Here is a 19,981-nt window from a genome sequence, read left to right as displayed (position 1 = left end):
GCGCCCAGGCGCACTGAGGGCGTTGAAGGCGCGATGGGCATGAACACGGCCGCACATTTGAGTACGCCCAAAATGGCCGCAACAAACTCAATACTGCGTGGCAGCACCACGGCCACCACCTCTCCTGGCCCAACCCCGCGCTGTTTAAGCGCATTGGCGATACGCCGGGCGTGCAGGTCCAGTGCCTGATAGGTCACCCGTGCCTGGGTGCCGACGCGCTCGATGGCCACCGCCTCCGGGTGGTGCGCGACGACGTCCTCAAACAGGTTAAGGAAGGGATATTCCCACCCTTTCTGATGTGGGCCGCGGGATGTCAGCGCAACGCTCTGCGGCGGTGTCAATGGCAAAACATCGATCGCAGTGTCAGGGGCCTGCAGGGTCGCCTCAAGCACGCTCACAAACGCCAGCTGCAGCGCGGCAACCGTCTCGCTGTCGACCACCTTGGGGTCGTGATACAGATGAACCTGCAAGTGGCTGCCCACGCGGTGGCAATTCAGTGCCAACGGCACTGCGCCGGGCATCCACTCGATCCCCAGCAGTTTGAGGGGGCCCATCGTCGCCTGTGGCGTATCGCTCCAGGCAAAACCTGCATCCGCCAACCTCGGCACCTCGAAAGGTGACGGGCGCGTGCGCCCGCGCAAGGCAGTAACCCAGGCTGACATTGGCATTGACAGGTCGAGCTGCGTGGCAAGGGAGGCTGCGACACGATAGGCACCGACACCGGCCTGGTCCCCGACCGTGTCCCGGATGGAGTCGCAAACATCTATCGCCGGCGCGGCGTCGACGCGAAAGCGTGCCAGGACTGCACAAAACACGGCCAGGCACACTGTGCGGTCTACGCGCCCCCCATCGAGGGTGGCCGGCACGGCAGCCGCCTCTTGCGTGGCACGGGTCCATGCGCTCGTATGGGCCAGGGCCTGCTGGGGCGACGGGGACTGACTGTCGAGCCAGCCGGCTACTTCGCTGTAGTCCAGCCGCGTTACCGATGGCAGGCCTTGCAATTGGTCGGCGAGCTCCTGCATCAGCAGTACCCAACTTTCCGGATCGACCAAGGCCGCACGGTGGCGCAAAGCGACCAACGTCGGGCCGTCGGCAGTCGGTACGATCAGGCCATCGCCGAGCCAGTCGTCCGTGACCCGCGGCTCCTGCGACAACGTCTGGGTGAGGGCCGCTTGGGCGCACGCGCCGTCGGCCGCCTGGGCCAACACGCGAATCACTGGGGCTGCGGGCTTTACCAGCTCAGTCAGCGGGTAACGCCGGGACGCTGGCACGACAAGGCGACTGTGCAAGGCTTCGTGACGCTGCCAGACAATGCTGAGTGCAGCGCCCAGCGAGTCGAGCGTCACACTCGCGTCGACTTCGAATCGACACACACTGATACGCGGCCCGGCACTGTTATCGCCCGACCATTCGAAAACCTGGTGGGGAGCGGCGACTGTATGCTCGTGCATGGTTAAAACCCCTTTAACAATGGTTGATGTCGCTGCGCGTGTGTCATCGCCACGAGTATTCGCCGCGGCGCGGTAAATGGCTCGCGCCCATGCGCCGTCAAACGGTTGTCCAGCATCAATAGATCGCCCTGCTGCCAGTCGAAAGCAAATGACGCCGCGACATACGCGCGGCGTATCTGCACAATCCATTCGGCCGGTATCGCCGATCCGTCGCCCAGCAAGGTCTCCACTGCCTGCAGTTGAGACACATCCTGCCCTGCAGCGACCTCGCCCAGCGCCTCAGCCAACGCCGCCGGATGAAAAAGTGCGGCATGATTGAACCAGGCGACTTCCCCGGTATCGGGGTGTGTAACCACGGCAGGCACTGCCAGGTCGGCGACCAGTTCATGGTGTGAACCTCTGGAAAACCGATAGCCTTGCGGTACGTATTGACGTTCCAGAGTGTCCAGTTCATCCACCGCAAATACCTGTTGCCAACTCAACCCCAGCCCGGGTCGAAACCGGCGCCGGTAGATCACACCGTGGCGTTCAAACGCGTTGCGGATCATCTCAGGCAGTTGCTTGAGCACGGCCCGACAGTCGGCCAACGGTGTGCGTCCGCCCTGAGCGGCGGGGATCTCACAGAAAAAGAACAGCCGTGCCGGCCAACGTGTGGCGTAGGCATTTTCGCTGTGAAAGAAAATGCTCTGGTCCGCCGGGTACTCAGTGGAGGTATAAACACCGGCCTCCACTTCAATCCTGGGGGTCGAGCGCTGTACGTACGGCAGGGGCTCTCCGCCCAGCTGCTTGACTGCCCGCGCGAACATGTCGCTGCTATTGAGGCCGAACCCGCGAAACAGAACGGCACCACTGCGCCTGAGATGGGTTTCTATGACGTCACATTCCTTGTGGGCCCAGCGCGACAAGTCGACGTCCGCCGATGGGCACTCGATTAGGGTCGGGCATGGCGCCAGCGTGGACGGCGTAATACTGACCGGGTCGGTGGTCACATCGACCCGTCGGCGCGACGGTACGAACGCAGGGGCTGCTGCTGGGGATGACAACATCCCCAACTGACTTTGCGGCGTGAGCACGATGCCCTCCAGTACCGCGTGGAAGCGCTGGGCGAGCAGTTGCGGGGTCAAGCGGCTACGGCTGGGATCAATGGTCACGCTTCCGGACAGGCCGTCGCCCTGCTCCCAGAATTCGAGCAACACCGGAAACTTCGGCTCAGCGCCTTGGGCCCCGCTGACCTGAACCTTGAGGCCGTCCAGATGCAGGGGATGGCGCGGCATGTTGTGCAACACGAATTTGCCCTCGAAAAGCTGGCCGCCTGCGTGCTGGCAGGCTTCGACAATCAGCGGATAAGGCAGATGCGCGTGTTCCAGCACTTCGCGAGTCAGCCGCTGGGCCTGCTGCGCGGCACCTGCGCCAGTCAGGCCGGGGCTCATGCGCCAGCGCAATGGAATCTGGTTGACGAACATACCTATCACTGGCTCGTAAGCGGGCTCGGTGCGACCGCTGAAGTCGGTGGCCAACACCAGGTCGTCACGCTCTGTCAGCGTGCTCATGGCCACGGCGAAGGCGCCGAAGCCCAGCGCAAACGGCGAGACCTTCAACTGCCGTGCAGCCGCCAGCAGTGCCCGGGTGGCCTGGTCATCGAGGTGCAGAACCTGGGTCAATGCCTGCGAGCCGCTCTGGGCGCCAACCCTGGGAGTGCCGGCCAGATACTGCGACCAGAAGCGCCGGGCATCCCGCCAGGCGGGCGTATGCGCGCGTGCTTTCTCGCTACGGCCATGGTCGATCGGTGAAACGCTCAATTCAGGTAAGGCAGCGTGTGACCCCGCCGCATAGAACGCTGACAGATCACGCTCGAAAACACCCAGGGACCAACCATCGACAATCATATGGTGGACCACGATCAGCACCACGTGGTGGTCCGGCCCCAGCACCGCTAGGCGCACACGAAACAAGGGGGCGACGGACAGATTGAATGGCAGTTGCTGTTGGCGCGCACTCCAGGCTTGAAGGTGCCCGGGCTCCAGCGGCTCGGCCACCAGCTGTGGCCCGCCCATGCTCATCACGCATTGTTCAAGGCCCCGGGGCCCGGCCACAAAGCAGCTGCGCAAGCTGGGGTGACGTCGCACCACACGATCCAACGCCTGCTCCAGGCGCTGGATGTCCAGCGCGCCCTCCAGGTTCAATGCCAGCACTTCCTGGTAGGCGGTGCCGGCGCGTCCGATCGACTGCACCACCCAGAGCCCCTCCTGCACGGCGTTGGCCGGCCCGCGTGCCTGCACGCACAGGGATGGTTGGCCGTCACTCATTGGGCTTGCATCTCGGCCAGTTGCTGGGCAATTACCGTTGAGTGTTGGCACAGGTCCCGGGACTTGCTGATGAGATCTGCCATCAGTTGGTCCTCTTTGACGAAGGGTATTTCCTCTCGCACGGCTTCGTAGATGGCCCGCCCCCGCTCGGACAGCTGCAGGCCAGGGTTCATGTCGATGGCCTGGCACGCCGTCATCAGCTCGATGGCAAGAATCGTTTCACAGTTGTCCAAGATGGTCTGGAGCTTGTAGGCCGAAGTGCCGCCCATGCTCACGTGGTCCTCCTGCAGGTGGCAGGTAGGAATGGTGTCGACCGAGGCCGGGTTGGAGAGCACCTTGTTTTCATTGAGCAGCGCGGCACTGGTGTATTGCACCACCATAAACCCCGAATTCAGGCCCGGTTTGGCCACCAAAAAGCCTGGCAAACCATTCTGGCCCGACAGCAGCTGGTAGGTGCGACGCTCCGAGATGTTAGACAAGTCCGTGATGCCGATGGCCGCAAAATCCAGGGCGAACGCCGTCGACTGCCCATGCAGATTGCCGCAGGTGAGGATTTGCCGGGTGTCGGGAAATACCAACGGGTTGTCCGACACACTGTTGCACTCGTTGCCAATGACTGTTTCGAGGTAGCCGACGACTTGCCGCGCTGCACCATGGACCTGCGGCGCACAGCGGAAGGAGTAAGGATCCTCCATGGCCGGATTGCAGTGGGGCAAGTCCGCATGGTTGCTGCCGTGAGTGAGCGTACGCAGATGCCCTGCGACCTGGGCGCGTTCCGGATGCAGGGAGGTCTGGTGAATTTGTGCGTCAATGAAGCTGCGGGCGGCGCTGAAGCCCATCATGCTCATGGCCGCACACAGATCGGCCAGCGCCACCAGGCGTTTGGCCCTGACCGAGGCCAAAGCGCCCCAGGCATTGAGGTACTGCACGCCATTGGTCAGGCACAGGCCGTCCTTGGGCTGCAGAGCCAAGGGGACCAGTTCCAGCTCGTCCATGACCTCACCCGAGGCGCGCAGCACACCGCGATGCCAGACTTGGCCGAGGCCAATCAAGGGCAGGAACAAATGTGCCAGGGGCGCCAGGTCGCCGCTCGCGCCTACGGTGCCTTTCTGGGCGATGGCACCAACAACCCCGTGGTTCCACAGCTCAACGATCCGATTGACGGTCGACAGGCTCACCCCACTGTTACCGGTGCGAAACGTCAGCAGCTTGATCAGCGTCACCACGCGACTGATCTCTTCGCTCACCGTGGGGCCGACGCCACAGGCGTGGGATTTGAGCAAGTTGTGCTGCAGCGTGGACAAGTCAGCCGCGCCGATATGCGTGGTGCACAGCGAGCCGAAGCCGGTATTGATACCGTAGTGCAGCGCCTCGGCCCCGGCGATCTCGAGCACAAAGCGGTGAGCACGGTCGATTTTATCCACCACGCCGGTATCCAGACGCAGGCTGCAACCACTGCGCGCGGCAGACACCAGGTCCTGGGGGCTTAAAAAGTTGGCATCAATGACGATTGGGCGTGCGTGTGACATCAGTTGACCTCTGCTGGGCGTGTAAGCGTTAGGTGGCTGTCTACCAGGCTGGCAAGCGCTGACACCGTGGGTTCGGCCAGAAACTGCGCCAGGCCGATGGCAACCCCGGTTCTAGTCTTGAGCAGATTGAGCATTTGCATGGCGTGAATGGAGTGCCCGCCCATGCCGAAAAAATCGGTGTCGGCACTTGGGGCTTCCTCATGGGGCAACACTTCTTGCCACAGAGCGGCGATAGTTCCTTGCAGACGCAACAGATTCGGCGACAAACCTGCATCCACGGTCGTTGCAGCAGGCTGCGGGGGTTCCCAAGTTGCCAGTGCACGACGATCCAGTTTGCCGTTGGGTGTTCGCGGTAACTGCGCGACGACGACGATCAACGACGGCACTGCCACCAACGGCAAATGGTTGAATGCGAAGCGCCGTACATCCGCCACCAACGTGCCCTCCTCCGCCTCGATATAGGCGATCAGCCTGGGGGTTGCCTCCACCTGCCGCAGAGACGCTACGGCGGCGTGCACGGCGGGGTGCAAGGCAAGCGCACTCTCAACCTCCTCCAATTCGATGCGCACGCCCTTGAACTTGACCTGGTTGTCGAGGCGGCCCAGCACTTCGAGCACTGCGTCTGCCGTCCAGCGTCCGATATCCCCCGTGCGGTAGAGCCCGCAGCCATCGGCCGCGCGCGAGGGCGATAGCACAAACCCTGCGTCGTGAGTCGCGACGGTGTAACCGTCACTCATATCCGCCGTACGCAAATAAATCTCACCTTGAACACCGGCTGGCACAGGCAAGCCTGCCGCGTCCCGTACTTCAACGGCGCGCCCGGGAATCGGCTGGCCAACGGGAATACGCACGCGCTGAAGGTCTGCGGCCGTGACCCGGTGCGAGCACGCTGCGACGGTTTCAGTAGGCCCATAAATATTGATCAATTTCAGTGTTGGCCCACCGCGCTTGAGCAGTTCGTCGGCCAGCGTAAGGCGTAGCGGCTCACCGACGGTGGCTAGAGTTTTCAAGGCGTGGGGCCAACCGCTGCTGCTGCGCAGCATTTCGTCCAACCGGCTGGGAGTGATCTGCACAGTGGAAATTGCGGCGTCATCGAGCCACTGCAGCAACCGGCTTGGGGCTAAGTCGACGGTATGCTGCGGCATCACCAACGTCGCACCGTGGCACAACGCGCCAAATATCTCGCACAAGGCCACATCGAACCCTGGCGCAGCTATCTGTGCGACCCGAGCGCCGGGCGCCATATCCAGGGCCTGAGCCTGCCACTGCAGAAAATGACCGAAGGTTTTGTGCGTCTGCCGAACACCCTTGGGCTGCCCGGTGGAGCCTGAGGTGAAGATCAGGTAAGCGTGGCTGTCGATTGGTATCTCGGGCAACGCAATGTGCTCGAGTTGCGCACTGGTGTCAGGCTGGGAAAGACTCAGCCTGGGCAGCTCATCGACGGGTAACGCCCGCTCGCCTGCGAGCTCGCTTTCCAGCAATAGATTGCTGCCGCTCAGCCTGAGCAGGGCTTGTAGGCGCTGAGTGGGCAAGCTGTTGTCGAGCGGCATGATCGCCGCACCGGTTTTCATGCCCGCCAGTACGCCCACAAGCCACTCGCTTGGCTTGCCGCTGCGTACTGCAATCAGAGTAGGCTTGAACCGCTGCAAAATCTGTCGCGCCAGCCGGTTGCTGGCCTCTTCGAGTTGCTGGTAGCTCAACGTTTCTTCAGGCGTTTGGATAGCCGGAAAATCGGCGTGGGACTTCGCCCATTCGCTGATCATGGCCGGCAAGCTGCGCGCCACGATATTGATTCGCGGCGCCGTCCGCCAGCCTCTGTCGGTGCTTTGATCGACCAGCGCCTGTAACGCAATCGCCGGATTCTTCGCAGCCGTCGCCAGAATCTGCTCAAGGCCCTGCGCAATCCGCCTCGCGGTCGCGGCGCTGAAACAACCCGCGTCGACGCGGACCACGCCCTCCACGCCGGCGGATGTCTCACAGCTGACGATTTCGATCGGCTGCTCTAAACCATACGGCCCCAGGCCATCGCAGGACAGTGTCAAGCCGTCCACCCGCACCTGGCTGCGCCCATCACGCAAAATCAAACGTCGCCACGACGGCGGCACGTCCGTCACCGCAGGCAGGTGCACCGCCGCGATTTCAAACAAGCTCCCAGCGTCGGTGCGCGCCTGGCGCCATTGTGCAGTGATCTGTTCAAGGGAGGCGCTCTCATGGATCAAAGCGCCCGCGATCTTGTGACCGATGTGACGGGCGGCCTCGGTAAAGGCCTGTGACGGTGCCAATTGCGCCCTGATCGGCACCACCCTGATACCGTACCCCTGGCGACCTCCCGAGGTATCGCTGACGGGTACACCGACCGTCCCGTCCCAGTGACCGGTACAGCGCTGCAATAGCGCAAAAAGGCAGGTCAGCATCGCCACGAATGACGTCTGCCCGGTGGCCTGGCCCAGACGGTCGAGGGGCTCTTGGGCCAGGGTAAACGGCACACAATGGGGCGCCGGCGCCGGCACAATGCTGCGTTCGCGTGGCAGTTGGACCGGGTTGAACGCCGCCAGCTCATCGCGCCAGTACGCAAGGTCGGCGCTGTCGACCGGCGGCGCCACGGGTGGTCGCGCCACGGGCTGCCTGGCGCCGGACTGCACCAGGTAACGTGCGATCCATAACATGCCCCAGAAGTCCGCCGCAATGTGATGCACCCGGATCAGGAGCGTTTCTGTGGATTCGTCTTCAGCGTGGATTCGTACCAACTGTAAAGGCCCCTGCGCCAGGTCAAAGGCCTCGGCACCGCATGCAGTCAAAAGCGCCTGCGTCGATCCGCTGACATGCGTCACTGGAACCGGCGCAGGTGCGTCATCCCAGGTAAAATCGGGGCCTGCGACGGTGGCGTTGACGCGCAAACCCAGCGCCGCGATTTGGCTGGGCAACTGCACGGCGAGCGCTGTCACCTGATCAATCGCCGGGGCCGGGCCGCTGACGGCAAATGCCAATGCGTAAGCACCATCGCCACGCTCCATACGGCGTTGCATAATGGCCTGCTGTCCGGCGAGCAGCTTGTCGGACGTGGCGCGGGGAGTTGACGGCGCCTGCGGCTGTTGACGCAGCCAAGTGCCAAGCTGAGCCAGGCTCCACCCCTCGTATAATGGCGCCGGCGAAACCCGAACATGGGTTGCCTCGGACAACCTGGCAAACAAGTGGGTCGCCGCCAGGGAACTCAAGCCAACGGCCAGCAAAGGTAAATCGGCGGCCGGCGGCGTCGGCAAACTGGCAGCGATGCTGAACACCTCCGCCAACGCCGCGTTGACCATGCTCTGTGTGCTACGCGCCCCCAGAGTTTGGGCCAAACGGGCCAGTGCGCCATCGAGGCTGTCGCCCACAGTCGGCGAGAGCCAGACTGAGCGCACCCGGTATTGGTGCTCAAGCAGTTTGCGCAGGGCTTCGCCACGTTGAATCTTGCCGCTGGTGGTGACACTGATATCGGCTCTGGCCACCCATATGATCGCCCCTAAGGGGTGCTCACATGCGTGTACAACCGCCTGGACGAGCTGTTGCAGTGCAACCGTTATCGGCAGGGCCGGCAGTTCCGCAATCAACACCAATTGTTCGGTATCCAATGCCTTCGGCGACACACGACCCATGCACGCGCTGAACTGCTCGCGGGTCAGTGCCACTGCGACCAGCCGCGCCTGTGCCAACAAGGGGTGCGCCTCGCGAGCAATCGCCTCAATGTCTGCCGGGTACAGGTTGCGCCCGGCAATAATCATCAGGTCCTTGAGACGGCCCGTGACATACAGCTGATTGTTTGCCAGAAAGCCCAGGTCACCGGTGCGCAGGTAGGACGCCTGCGGGTTGGCTGCCAGCGTTGCCCCGAAAGCCTCAGAACCACCCCCCCAGTATCGGCTCGCCACATGTTCCCCGGCGACCCAGATTTCACCGACATAGCCGTCGTCCAATGGACTAAGGCAAGTCGGGTCGACGATGCGAATGTCGGCCCCGGGTGCCGCTTCGCCGCAGTTAACAATTTCAGTAGAGGGCTGCCCGTCCACAGGCGTGACAGCGCGGCCACTCTCCAGCGCCTCGCGACAAAAGCGGCTGGTATGCACCAGCGAACGCTGACGGTGGCCTGCGCTGAGCAAGGTGGTTTCCGCCAGCCCATAACATGGCAGCCATGCTTTGGGGTCAAACCCATGAACCGCCATGGTCGTGGTAAAACGCTGCAGTGTCTTGGCTCTCACCGGCTCTGCGCCGTTATAGGCCACGCGCCAGGAAGACAGGTCAATCCCTTCAAGGCGTCCCGGCTCGTCAATGGCCGCGCAAAGTCGATAGGCAAAGTCCGGGGCGCCGCTGGTGTGGGCTTGGTAATCGGAGATCATCTTTAGCCATCTCTCCGGACGCTCCTGAAACCCCTCGGTAGGCATCAAAATAGCCTGCGCTCCGATCAACAATGGATGCAAGGCTGCACCAACCAATCCCATATCATGGAATAACGGCAACCAACTGGCGAACCGCGTGCTGGCATCGTGACCGAACACAACGGCGATCATCTGCGAGTTGGCGGCCAATTGACGGTGAGTGACCACGACGCCTTTGGGTGCGCTCGTAGACCCCGAGGTGTATTGAATAAAACAGACATCCTCTGCGCTGGCGTTGAACGGCGGTACGGCGATACCGGCCAACTCATGCAGCGCCAGTAGTTGGGTGTCGACCTGGGCCTCGGGATGCCGGGCCACACTGGCCGCATCGCTGAACAACAGCGCAAAAGGCCGGCAGTCAGCCAGTACATGGGCCAGTCGGCCTTGCCGGCGCCCGTTTACGGGTATCGGCACGGCAATACCGCCGGCGTGCACAATGGCCAGAAAAGCACGAATAAAGTGCGCTGGGTTGCTGCACGCCAAGACAATCGGCTGGCCCGGGCGCAAACCCCGAGCCAGAAGCCCGCCGGCCATTGTGCTGACCTGCCGGGCAAGGGCTTCGTAAGTCAGGCTATCGACCTCGATGCCTTGTGTATTCAGAAAACGAAACGCCACCTGATCAGGCACCAAACGAGCGTGATGTGCCAGGGCTTGCGCAAGACGGGTAGGCAATGTTCGCTCCTTGAAAAATTCGAATCGCGTTCTTGCCCCAAAAGCCTTGATGGGGCGGGCGCCGCCCGGGCTCAGCAGAGCCCGGGCGGCGCTCAAACGTTAAAACAGCCAGTGGCTATCAGGCGTTACCGCCACCGCCACCACCGCCTTTGCTAGCGACAACGATGTCATTGAAGACACCCATGACGCCTGTGGACTTATTGCCCTCCACTTCACCCACTGTCAGATGTTGTAAGAGCAGGTCATCCAGTTGAGCACCCTTGAAGCCGGCACCGGCGAACGTTGCACCGGCCCACTGCACACCGCGCAAATCGGCACCATCGAGGCAAGCCTCAGTCAGGATGGCGTCGCTCAGGTTGGCATCGCGCAGGTCCGCACCCCGCAGGTTGGCAAAGCGCAGGTCTGCCCCACTCAGGTCTGCGCCGGACAGGTTGGTACCAATCATCACGGCTTGGCCCAGGAACGCCTTGGCCAGGTCAGCAGCCTTCAGGTTCGCGCTCTCAAGGTTGGTACGGCAAAAGTTGCCGTTTACCAGAAAAGCGTGATCCAGATCAGCCGATGCCAAGGAGGCGTCAGAGAAATCCGCCCCCGCCAGATTGGCTTGGGACAGGTTGGCTCCATCTGCCGAAGAACGGCGAAAAGAAACCTGCTGAGCACTCACACCGGACATCACGGCCGCAGTGAGTCGAGCATCTTCAAAGACGGCACCGTCGAGAATCGCGCCCGACAGCGTTGCACCTTCAAAATTGCTGCCGCGCAGTACGGCTTTCGACAGATTGGATGCAGTGAGATCTGCATTAGTGAAGACGCTGGACTCGAAACGCCCTTCGGCCAGGCTGGCCCGTGAGAGTTTGCTGCCACTCAGGTCGCTCGAACGCAGACGCAAGCGGGACATATCCGCACCGCTGAAATCCTGCTGCGAAAGATCGTAACCGTCGTTTTTGCGCGCGGACTGCTGGCGCAGGTTAGCAACACGATAAGCAACGGGTGAGTTTGAAGCATCAGATGCAGTGTTCTCTTGCGTTTGTATAACTGATTTCAAGTGCATAGTTGTCTCTCCTTAATGGTTTGAGACGGCTTTGAAACGGAAGTTAAATACAGAGCAAACCGCTACCTGGCCCTACAGTGCAACTTGCAAGGTGAGACAGGAGAAGCGGTCTTATACAACGCGAGGGTAACTCGCCTACTATTTTTTAGACAGCAAACCCGATGTTGTCAAGGATTGAAGGCAAAGTTTTTTCATATTTTGAAATAATTTAATTTTATCAAAAAAACCCTTCTAATTCGGGGCTCTGCTCCTTTTTGGTGGCGTTTTCGTGTAGGAGTACGTGGCTGTCAGTGCGAAATATTAGAGATTTACTCTATAAAGATGAAAGCTATCTTGCAGCGATATGACACATCACCGCGCGGACTCTGTATTAAATAATTAAGCGTAGATAGTTATTAAATAGCCACAGTTGCCCCATGCCCGTTAGTTGCGGGCAGTTCGCCAGTATTGAATGCATTAATCGATTTCGCCCTTATCGATTAACAGCGTGCCCCGCTGATGAGCGATGGTCAACTTCTTCTATATTTGCTTTATATCGAACTTCTCCAATAAGATCGAAAAGGTCAGTGCAAACAGCACAATGTCGTCGTCGGCATGCGGGTTAGCACCAATGGGGGCATGCTGCAGCCGTTGCAGTTCGGCCGCAATCGCAGCCGGGTCGAAGAAACCCTCTCTGGCAATACGTTCAGGCGAAAGCGTGTCGTATATCCACTCTTTGTTTTGCGCGAGCAGGTAACTCGAACCCGGCGCGCGGAAACCGAATTTTTCCCGGCGGATGATCGCGTTCGGCACACGCCCGGCTGCGGCAAGCTTCAACAGATACTTTTCATCCATGCCCTTGAGTTTGAAGTGCGGCGGAAGCTGGCGTAAGAAGTCCACGACCTCGCGATCTAGGAATGGAAAGCGGCCTTCAATCGAAGACATCATGTTCATCCGATCGCCGTGATCGCCGAGCAGGTGGTCAGCCAGCCGCAGCTTGATATCCAGGTAGGAGCGTTGATTGACCGGATGGCGCCCCAGCACTTTGGACACGTCGATGACCGGGCTGGATAGACAGTCCTCGGCGAGTAGGTGTTGCTCCAGATCCCGCGATAAAAACCGTCGGCGAAACCCGCGATAGTCCCCATATTGGCGTTCGTAGCGCACCGCACTGCTGCCCCACAATCGTTCTCGGGCGAAGGCCTCCTCCTGGCTCAGGACTTCGGTCCCCCGCTGCTGATTAAAGGCGTCGAAACGATACCCAGGGTAGCCGGCCAATAACTCGTCCGCACCCTCCCCGCCCAGTACCACGGGAATACCGTGAGCCCGCGCTGCCGCGGACATGACCATGGTGCAGGTGTTATAGGTCTCCTTCACCGGGCATTCGCTATGCCAGACCATCTCGTGCAAATGGTCGGCGATGCGTGCGGGCTCGAACGGGATTTCTATGTGGTGACTATCCAGTTGGCGCACCATCAACGTCTGGAAAATGCGCTCATTGATCGCTCGGTTCTCGGGGAAGACCACCGAAAAAGTAGTCAACTCATGATCAGGCGCGACGGTCTTTATCGACGCCCCCAGAAAAGACGAATCAAGGCCGCCGCTGAGGTAAAGGCCCACTGGCACATCGGCGCGCAAGCGACGCTTGACTGCCGCATCGAACAACCCGAGAAACTGCTCGACGGCCGCCGTTTCATCGGTAAACGCTGACGCGTCACCCTGCATGGGATACTCCATATCCCAAAACACCGCCTGCGTAATAGCCGTACCGTCGACCAGCAGGCGATGCCCCGCCGGTAAACTGCGAACGCCGCTGAACAGCGTGCGCGGGCTTACCAGCCCTGGGAAACACAGGGCTTGATCCAGGCCGATGGGGTCGATCGCCCGCGAAGCTGCCGGGTGTTGCAGGATGGCCTTGATTTCGGATGCGAACACAAAGGTGTTGCCGAACAGCGCATAATGCAACGGCGTGATCCCCATGTGATCACGAAACAGCCACAACCGACCGCTTTGACGTTCTAGCAGCGCTAAGGAAAACTGGCCATTGAGATGGTCGGTCATGTCCGCACCGTATTCCTCGAACAGGTGTAGAACCACTTCCATATCGCCATGGGTGCGGAAGATGTGGCCGCGAGCCTTCAGTCGTTCGCGCAACTCTATGTAGTTATAAATCTCGCCATTGCCCACTAGCGCCAGGGACCGGTCTTCATTGAAGAGCGGCTGCTCGCTGCCTTGCGGGTCGATGATTGCCAGCCGCCGCATGCCAATAGCCCGGCTCCCCTCCACCAAGGTACCTTGCGAATCTGGACCGCGATGAATCAAGGCTCGCAACATCGAGTTCAGCACGCTAGGCGCTGCGCTTGCCTGACCGGATAAATCCATGAATCCAGCAATTCCACACATCTGCCAAATGCCCTCAAACCAATGATTGAGCCCTAGAACTCGGTGTCCAGGTCATCGTTAAAAGCCGACAAGGCCGGCTCGGCGTCCACGGACAGTTCAGACACGAGCTGGTCCGGGTCGGTAACGATCGACGTAATCAAACGGTGATAATTGTCCGCAAAGCGCTTGCAGGTTCGTTCATCAAACAGGTCGCGACGGTATCCCAACCACCCGGTAATGCCTTGCCGCGACTCATAAAACTCGATAAGCATGTCGAATTTGACCGACAGGCTGCCGGCGGCAAACGGCTCGGTCATCAAGCCAGGTAAATTGAGCGCCGGCTTTTGCGTGTTTTGCAGAATGAACATGACCTGGAACAACGCACTGCGTGACGAGTCGCGATCGGGGCGCAGGGTTTCAACCAGCTTTTCAAAGGGCGTTTCATCATGATTGAAGGCCCCCAGCGCTGCCTGTCGCACCCCCTGTGCAACATCGCGGAAACTCATGTCCGGTCGCACCTCGGAGGTGATTAACAGGGTGTTGGCAAAAAAGCCGATGAGGTTCTCGGTTTCTGCGCGCACCCTGCCTGCCGTAGGTGAGCCGACAGTGATGCTGCTTTGCAACGATTGCCGGTGCAGCAGCACGCAGAAGGCGGCGAGCAACATCATGTACAAGGTCACCCCGCACTGCCGGGCACAACCATTGATAGCGTCGGCCAAGGCTCGATCAAAAAGAATGTACTCAAACCCACCACGCTCTGTCGTCGACGCCGTCGGCAAGCGATCAAAAGGTAATGCCAACTCTTCAACCTGTTTGAGCCTTGGCTGCCAGTAGGCCATTTGCTGGTCCATCACCGACCCATTCAAGCGCTCTATCTGCCACTCCACAAAGTCGCCGAAGCCGATTGCCAACGTCGGGAGTTCGGGCTCGGTACCATGCATGCGCGCCGCCACAAAGGCAGAAAAATCCCGCGCAAAAACGCCCATGGACCAACCGTCACTGACGATGTGGTGCATGTTGATCAACAGGAAGTGATGGTCGTCAGCCATTTTTATCAGTGATAGGCGTACGACCGGGCCGCAACTCAGGTCAAATGGCCGGTCAGAAATCTCGAACAGTAGCTCACGTGCCTGCGCCTCCAACTGCTCCCCGTTCACGCCCGAAAGGTCCACTATCTCAATGGTGCAGTCAGGCTGCTCGTTCACCACCTGGACCGGCCCTTGAGGCGTATTGCGAAAGGTCACTCGCAAACTTTCATGCCGTGCGACGACATCGTTAAAGGCGGCCTGAAACACCGCCAGATCCAAGGCCCCACGCAAGCGCACGCACTCAGGCATGTTGTACATCGTGCTGGTGGGGTTGGACTGGTAGATGTACCAAAGGCGTCGTTGGGAGAACGAAAGGCTGAAGCGATCACTGCGTTCGCGCCGGGGGATCGTCAATCGCTGGGCCTTCAGGCGCTCTCCCACTGCATCGAGGAACAGGCGCCTTTGCACGGGGTTCAACGCACGCAGTTTTTCCTGCAGCAACTCTTCGCGGCTGGGCATCATGGAGCCTCCGAAGCAAAGGCTTGGCGCAAGGAGTCGACTTCGCCCGGCCCCAGCAAGCTGATATCGCCCACTTGCGCCAGCGGGTTGTCGGCTATTTGCAACAAAGTACGCTCCAGGCGTTGGGCAAACTCGTTGATTCTGCCGGCCTCGAAGCGGTCGCGGTCGTACACCATGCGCATGCCGTAGCCATTGTCACAGGTAAATATCTCTATCAGCAGATCGAACTCGGACACGCCACTGTCAACCGCAACCGGGCGGGCCGGCATGTCTCCAAAGGTGCTCGTGCCGCCTAACATGTTTTGCATGACGATCAAGATATTGAACAGCGGATTTCGACCGTGTGCGCCTGACAACTCCAGGCCCTGGACGATTTCATCGAGGGGTGTATTGGCGTGAATCGACGCGTCCAGCAGGGTTGACTGGACTCGGCGCATCAAGGCTTCCAGCAACTCGCTTTCATCCATGTGTAGACGAATGGGCAGCGCGCGAGCGAACAGTCCAACCACACGCTCCATCTCGGAGCGAGTGCGACCGGCATCCATCACGCCCAGGCAAATGTCGTCGCCCATGCCATAGCGCTGCAGCACGATGTAGACGCCGGCCAGCAATGCAACAAAGGGAGTGATCGCGCGCGCGGCGGCTACCCGATCCAGATGCCCCCGCAGTGTCGCGTCGAGATCAATGCGTACGTGCCCCCCACTTGACACCCGGTTAGTCGCGCCAAGGCGATCCGGGCTCAGGCGTGTGGGGCGCAGTTGATGTAGTTGCCGGGCCCAATACTCCAGATCAACACGGCGGCCAGGCGTCTCGGATTGTTCGAGTTCGTCGGCGACATAATCAACAAAATCAACCTTGTCCGCCTGTATCGGCAAGGCTGCGCCTGCGTGTATCGCGCTGTAGAGTTCGCTCAAATCCTCGACCAATACCCCAAGCGACCATTCGTCTACCAGCAGGTGGTGGATGATCAGCACACAGACGGCGCGGGTCGCAGACTGCCTGACTAAAACGAACTGCAATGGCGGCCCTTGCGTCAATGGCAATGCCTCAAGCGTGAGCTGAGCCAGCGCCGCTTCCTGCTCTGCCACATCCCATAGGCGTAATGTGCGCTGAGGTGAGGCCAAGACTTTCTGCTGCGGTTCACCGGCATGCTCACGGAAAACCATGCGAAGTGCGCCATGACGTTGCTGCAACTGCTCAACGGCCTGGCTCAGCACCTGCCCATCCAGCGCGCCGTCAATTTGCAGCGCGCAGGTCAACTGAAAGGCCCGCTGCTCTTTATCGGCGTGGCTGGCGAACCAGAGCTGACGTTGCGACGAAGACAGCGGGCGCCACACATCGCGGTCAACCAAGCGTGGCGCGGCAAGCGCCACCCCGCAATGGTGATTGACGAGGTGTTCGACTCGGGCGACGTAGGCTTTCAAGGTAGGCGCACGGAACAGCTCCACCAGCGCAATTGACGTTCCAAACAGCCGGTTGAGCAACGAGGTAACCGCGACCACTTTCAGCGAATGGCCACCCAGGGCAAAAAAATCATCGTCCTGGCCGACCGAGTGCATGCCCAGCACCTTGCTCCACGTGGCGGCAACTACTTCGCTGACCTGCGAGCGGTGCAGGCGTTCGTCGGGTGCTTGACCCCCTTGGCGGGGCGCAGGCAGGCGTTTACGGTCGACCTTTCCCGCAGGCGATAGCGGTAACCGGTCCAGCTCAATGATGCAGGTCGGTGCGGCCCCCTGCGGCAAAACAGCGGCTGCGGCGGTGCGTATGTCCTCATGACTGACCGGGGTCCGGCAAACAATGTAGCCGGCCAGCTCGTAGTGACCCTGTGCGTCGGGCCAGAGTTTTGCAGCGGCGGCCACCACTTCCGGGTGCCGGTTCAAGGCGGCCTCGACCTCAGCCAACTCCAGGCGGATACCACGCAACTTGATTTGGCCATCGTTTCGCCCCAGGTAACGCAGCCGCCCTTGCTCGTTGATATGCACGATATCGCCTGTGCAGTACATCAAAGACGGCGTATCCGCCACAAAGGGATCGGCCACGAATACCGCCTGCGTGGCCTCGGGGCGGCCGTGATAGCCGCAAGCCAGCCCTTGCCCGGCGAGGAACAATCGGCCCCGGCCTCCCATGGGAACGTGATGACCGTGGGCGTCCAGCACATATGCCCGCATGTTATTAATCGGCGTGCCAAGGTGAATCGGTTGGGCCTGCGTGCCGACCTGTTCGACCATCGCCCAGATCGTCGCTTCGGTCGGCCCATAAAGATTCCATAGTTGGTTCACGCGGGGCAGCAAGCGGTCAGCCAGCTCCCGCTCCAGCGCTTCGCCTCCGCACCAGGCACGCATCTGCAGCCTGCCCTCCCAGCCCTGCTGCAGCAAAAGGCGCCATATGGAGGGCGTCGCCTGCATCACGCTCGGGGCAGTGCGAGCAATCATCTGGCCTAGTCGTTGCGGGTCTCGGCCCAGCTCACTCGGTGCGAGCAACAGCAATGCGCCGCTCCACAGCGGGGCGAAAATTTCCAGCAGGGAAATATCAAATGAGAGGGTGGTCAACGCGAGGAAGCGGTCGTGCTCGGACAGGCCCGGGGACTGTGTAAAACTGATCAGCACGTTTTCTAGCGCCTGGGCCGGTACGATCACGCCCTTGGGCTGCCCAGTCGACCCAGAGGTGTACATCAGATAGGCGGCATTGCCTGTCAGCGTCGTGCCGCCCTTCACACAGTCAGGTGCCGCGACGCACTCGCCCGATGCATCCAAACCTGCCCACTGCACATTGTTCAGTTGCAGGTCATCACCCACTTGGCCAAGGATCAACCCGACACCGCTGTCCGCGACCAGATACTGCTTGCGCTCCAAAGGCAAGCAACGATCAATTGCCAAAAATGGACAGCCCAGTTTAATCAACGCCAACAACGCGACGACCTGTCCGGCATCACGATCCAGATGGGTGCCGATCAGTTGTCCCGGTTTGAGGCCCAATGCCCGTAACCGCGCTGCCAGTGCCTCGCTGCGCGCGGCCAACTCGGCCGCCGACATACGACAATCATCCCCCCAATGCAGTGCCGTCGACTGCCCCCGTGCCGCCAACCGAACCCCCAGCTGCACGCCCAGCCCATGCTCTCCAAGCGGCTGCTGCGCACCTTGCCACTTGACCGCTGGTGCCTGTTCCACCAGGGCGCCGATCGGTTGATCCGGCAACCCAACCAAGGCAACAACGTATGCTTGCATGCGCGCCAACAGCGCAGCCACCGTGCCCTCCTCTACCTGCGCCGCGTTATAGGCAATCTCAAGTTTCAGACAGGGGCCGGGCGCAACCATAAGGCTGATTGGGTAGCTGGTTCGCCAGAATGCTCGCCGGTCTTCCACGCTGACGCCGTTGGCAGTGCCATCCCGCAGGGGGGGCAGGTTTTCAAACACGACAACCGTCTCGAACAACGCCTCCCCTGCAGAGAGTCCGGCTATCTCGTGAATCTCTGTCAGCGGTAACCGGCCGTTGTCCCAAGCGAGGGTCGATGACGCCTGGACCTCGTCGAGAAACGCACCGGCAGCCGTCGCAGGGTTGCAGCGCAAGCGCATGGGCACGGTGTTGACCATCAGCCCGACCATCCTGTCGATCCCCTTCAGATCCACCGAGCGGTCGGCAATCACCCAGCCAAACGTGATGTCCTCACAGAGGCTGAAATCACGCAAGGTCAACGCCCATGCAGCCTGAACTAAGGTAGCCAAGGTCAGGCGACGGGCAACCACGGCCTGTCCGATTTGTGTGGTGCTGGCCTGTGAAAGTACGTGTTTGAGGCGCTGCGGCTGACGCTCGGCGGCCTCAGATGAAGGCTGTAAAAACGGTGGGCTCGACACCAGCGCGGGCTCGGCAAACAGGTTCGACCAATAGTCCCGCGCCTGGGTCGTATCGCGCTTTTGGACCCAGCTGACGTAGGTCTTGAACGGCGCGCTGGGTGGATGGCTGCCGGTCAGGTAGTTGTCCATTACCCACCCGAGCAGGATGGTGGCCGACCAGGCGTCGAGGATCAGATGATGGTACGTCCACACAAACCGCAATGCGCCGTCGCCCATAATAAACACGGCCATTCGATGCAGGGGTGGACGAGACAGGTTGAAACGGCTGATACGATCTTTTTCAAGGTAGCTTTCGAACTGGCGCTCCTGCTCCGCGGCGGTTTGGCTGCTGCAGTCGATCAGCGTCCATTGCAATTGAACGTCACGCGCCACGATCTGCATCGGGGGGGAGACATTGCGCCAGGCAAAGGCAGTCTTGAGGGTGTCGACGCCACTGGCGACCTGCCCCCAGGCTGCACGCCAGCGCTCAGGGTCGACGCCGTTGAGGCGACAGGAAACTTGCACAAGGTAGTCGCACTCCGCGCCGTCTTGCAGAGAGTGAAACAGCAGGCCTTCTTGCAGAAAGGTCAGCGGATAGATGTCCTGAGCCTGAGCCGTCACCGGCAATGGCTGTGAGTCAACGGGGAGTTGAAGCTGATCTACCATCGATTTCACTGCTCCTTGTGAACCAGGGGCATCGCATAACGAATTCGCCCACAGATTTGACCATCGCCGTGTCGGCCTCAGGCAGTTACGGAGACCTAATGTAAGCCCATATCGAAAAAGAAAAGTAGTACAAATTGTAAAAAAGGCATATTTTCTTGAAAT

The 19,981-nt window shown here is 60.6% G+C and carries 8 protein-coding genes; all 8 read right to left on the bottom strand.

From position 1 onward, the window contains the following. On the bottom strand, window positions 1–1,451 hold a 1,451-nt coding region (locus BFP96_RS00230; protein ID WP_139113288.1), incomplete at its 3' end, for an AMP-binding protein. Window positions 1,452–1,453: 2 nt separating this feature from the next. Beyond that, window positions 1,454–3,757: a condensation domain-containing protein gene (locus tag BFP96_RS00225; RefSeq protein ID WP_065935355.1), complete on the bottom strand. Its 2,304-nt coding sequence runs from the start codon at window positions 3,755–3,757 to the stop codon at window positions 1,454–1,456. Further along, entirely contained in the window at window positions 3,754–5,286 is a 1,533-nt protein-coding gene (hutH, locus tag BFP96_RS00220; RefSeq protein ID WP_065935354.1) for an HAL/PAL/TAL family ammonia-lyase, read from the bottom strand. The genes BFP96_RS00225 and hutH overlap by 4 nt, the downstream gene beginning before the upstream one ends. Next, window positions 5,286–10,367 (bottom strand): AMP-binding protein, encoded by a 5,082-nt coding sequence (locus tag BFP96_RS00215; protein WP_065935353.1) that lies wholly within the window; start codon window positions 10,365–10,367, stop codon window positions 5,286–5,288. Before BFP96_RS00215 ends, hutH begins: the two co-directional genes overlap by 1 nt. Before the next feature lie 118 nt (window positions 10,368–10,485). Beyond that, window positions 10,486–11,415, bottom strand: a complete 930-nt coding sequence (locus BFP96_RS00210; protein ID WP_065935352.1) for a pentapeptide repeat-containing protein — start codon at window positions 11,413–11,415, stop codon at window positions 10,486–10,488. Window positions 11,416–11,934: 519 nt separating this feature from the next. Beyond that, window positions 11,935–13,797 carry an asparagine synthase (glutamine-hydrolyzing) gene (gene asnB / locus BFP96_RS00205; RefSeq protein ID WP_065935351.1) on the bottom strand — a complete coding sequence of 621 codons (1,863 nt, stop codon included), beginning with the start codon at window positions 13,795–13,797 and terminating at the stop codon, window positions 11,935–11,937. Window positions 13,798–13,829: 32 nt separating this feature from the next. After that, window positions 13,830–15,326 carry a condensation domain-containing protein gene (locus BFP96_RS00200; RefSeq protein ID WP_065935350.1) on the bottom strand — a complete coding sequence of 499 codons (1,497 nt, stop codon included), beginning with the start codon at window positions 15,324–15,326 and terminating at the stop codon, window positions 13,830–13,832. Continuing rightward, window positions 15,323–19,819 (bottom strand): non-ribosomal peptide synthetase, encoded by a 4,497-nt coding sequence (locus tag BFP96_RS00195; RefSeq protein ID WP_065935349.1) that lies wholly within the window; start codon window positions 19,817–19,819, stop codon window positions 15,323–15,325. The genes BFP96_RS00200 and BFP96_RS00195 overlap by 4 nt, the downstream gene beginning before the upstream one ends. Window positions 19,820–19,981 lie beyond the last annotated feature (162 nt).

The organism is Pseudomonas sp. 34 E 7 (assembly GCF_900005715.1).
GTDB classification, from domain to species: domain Bacteria; phylum Pseudomonadota; class Gammaproteobacteria; order Pseudomonadales; family Pseudomonadaceae; genus Aquipseudomonas; species Aquipseudomonas orientalis_A.
Note: the sequence above shows the minus strand (reverse complement) of the source record. Positions and strands in the feature narration are given on the sequence as shown.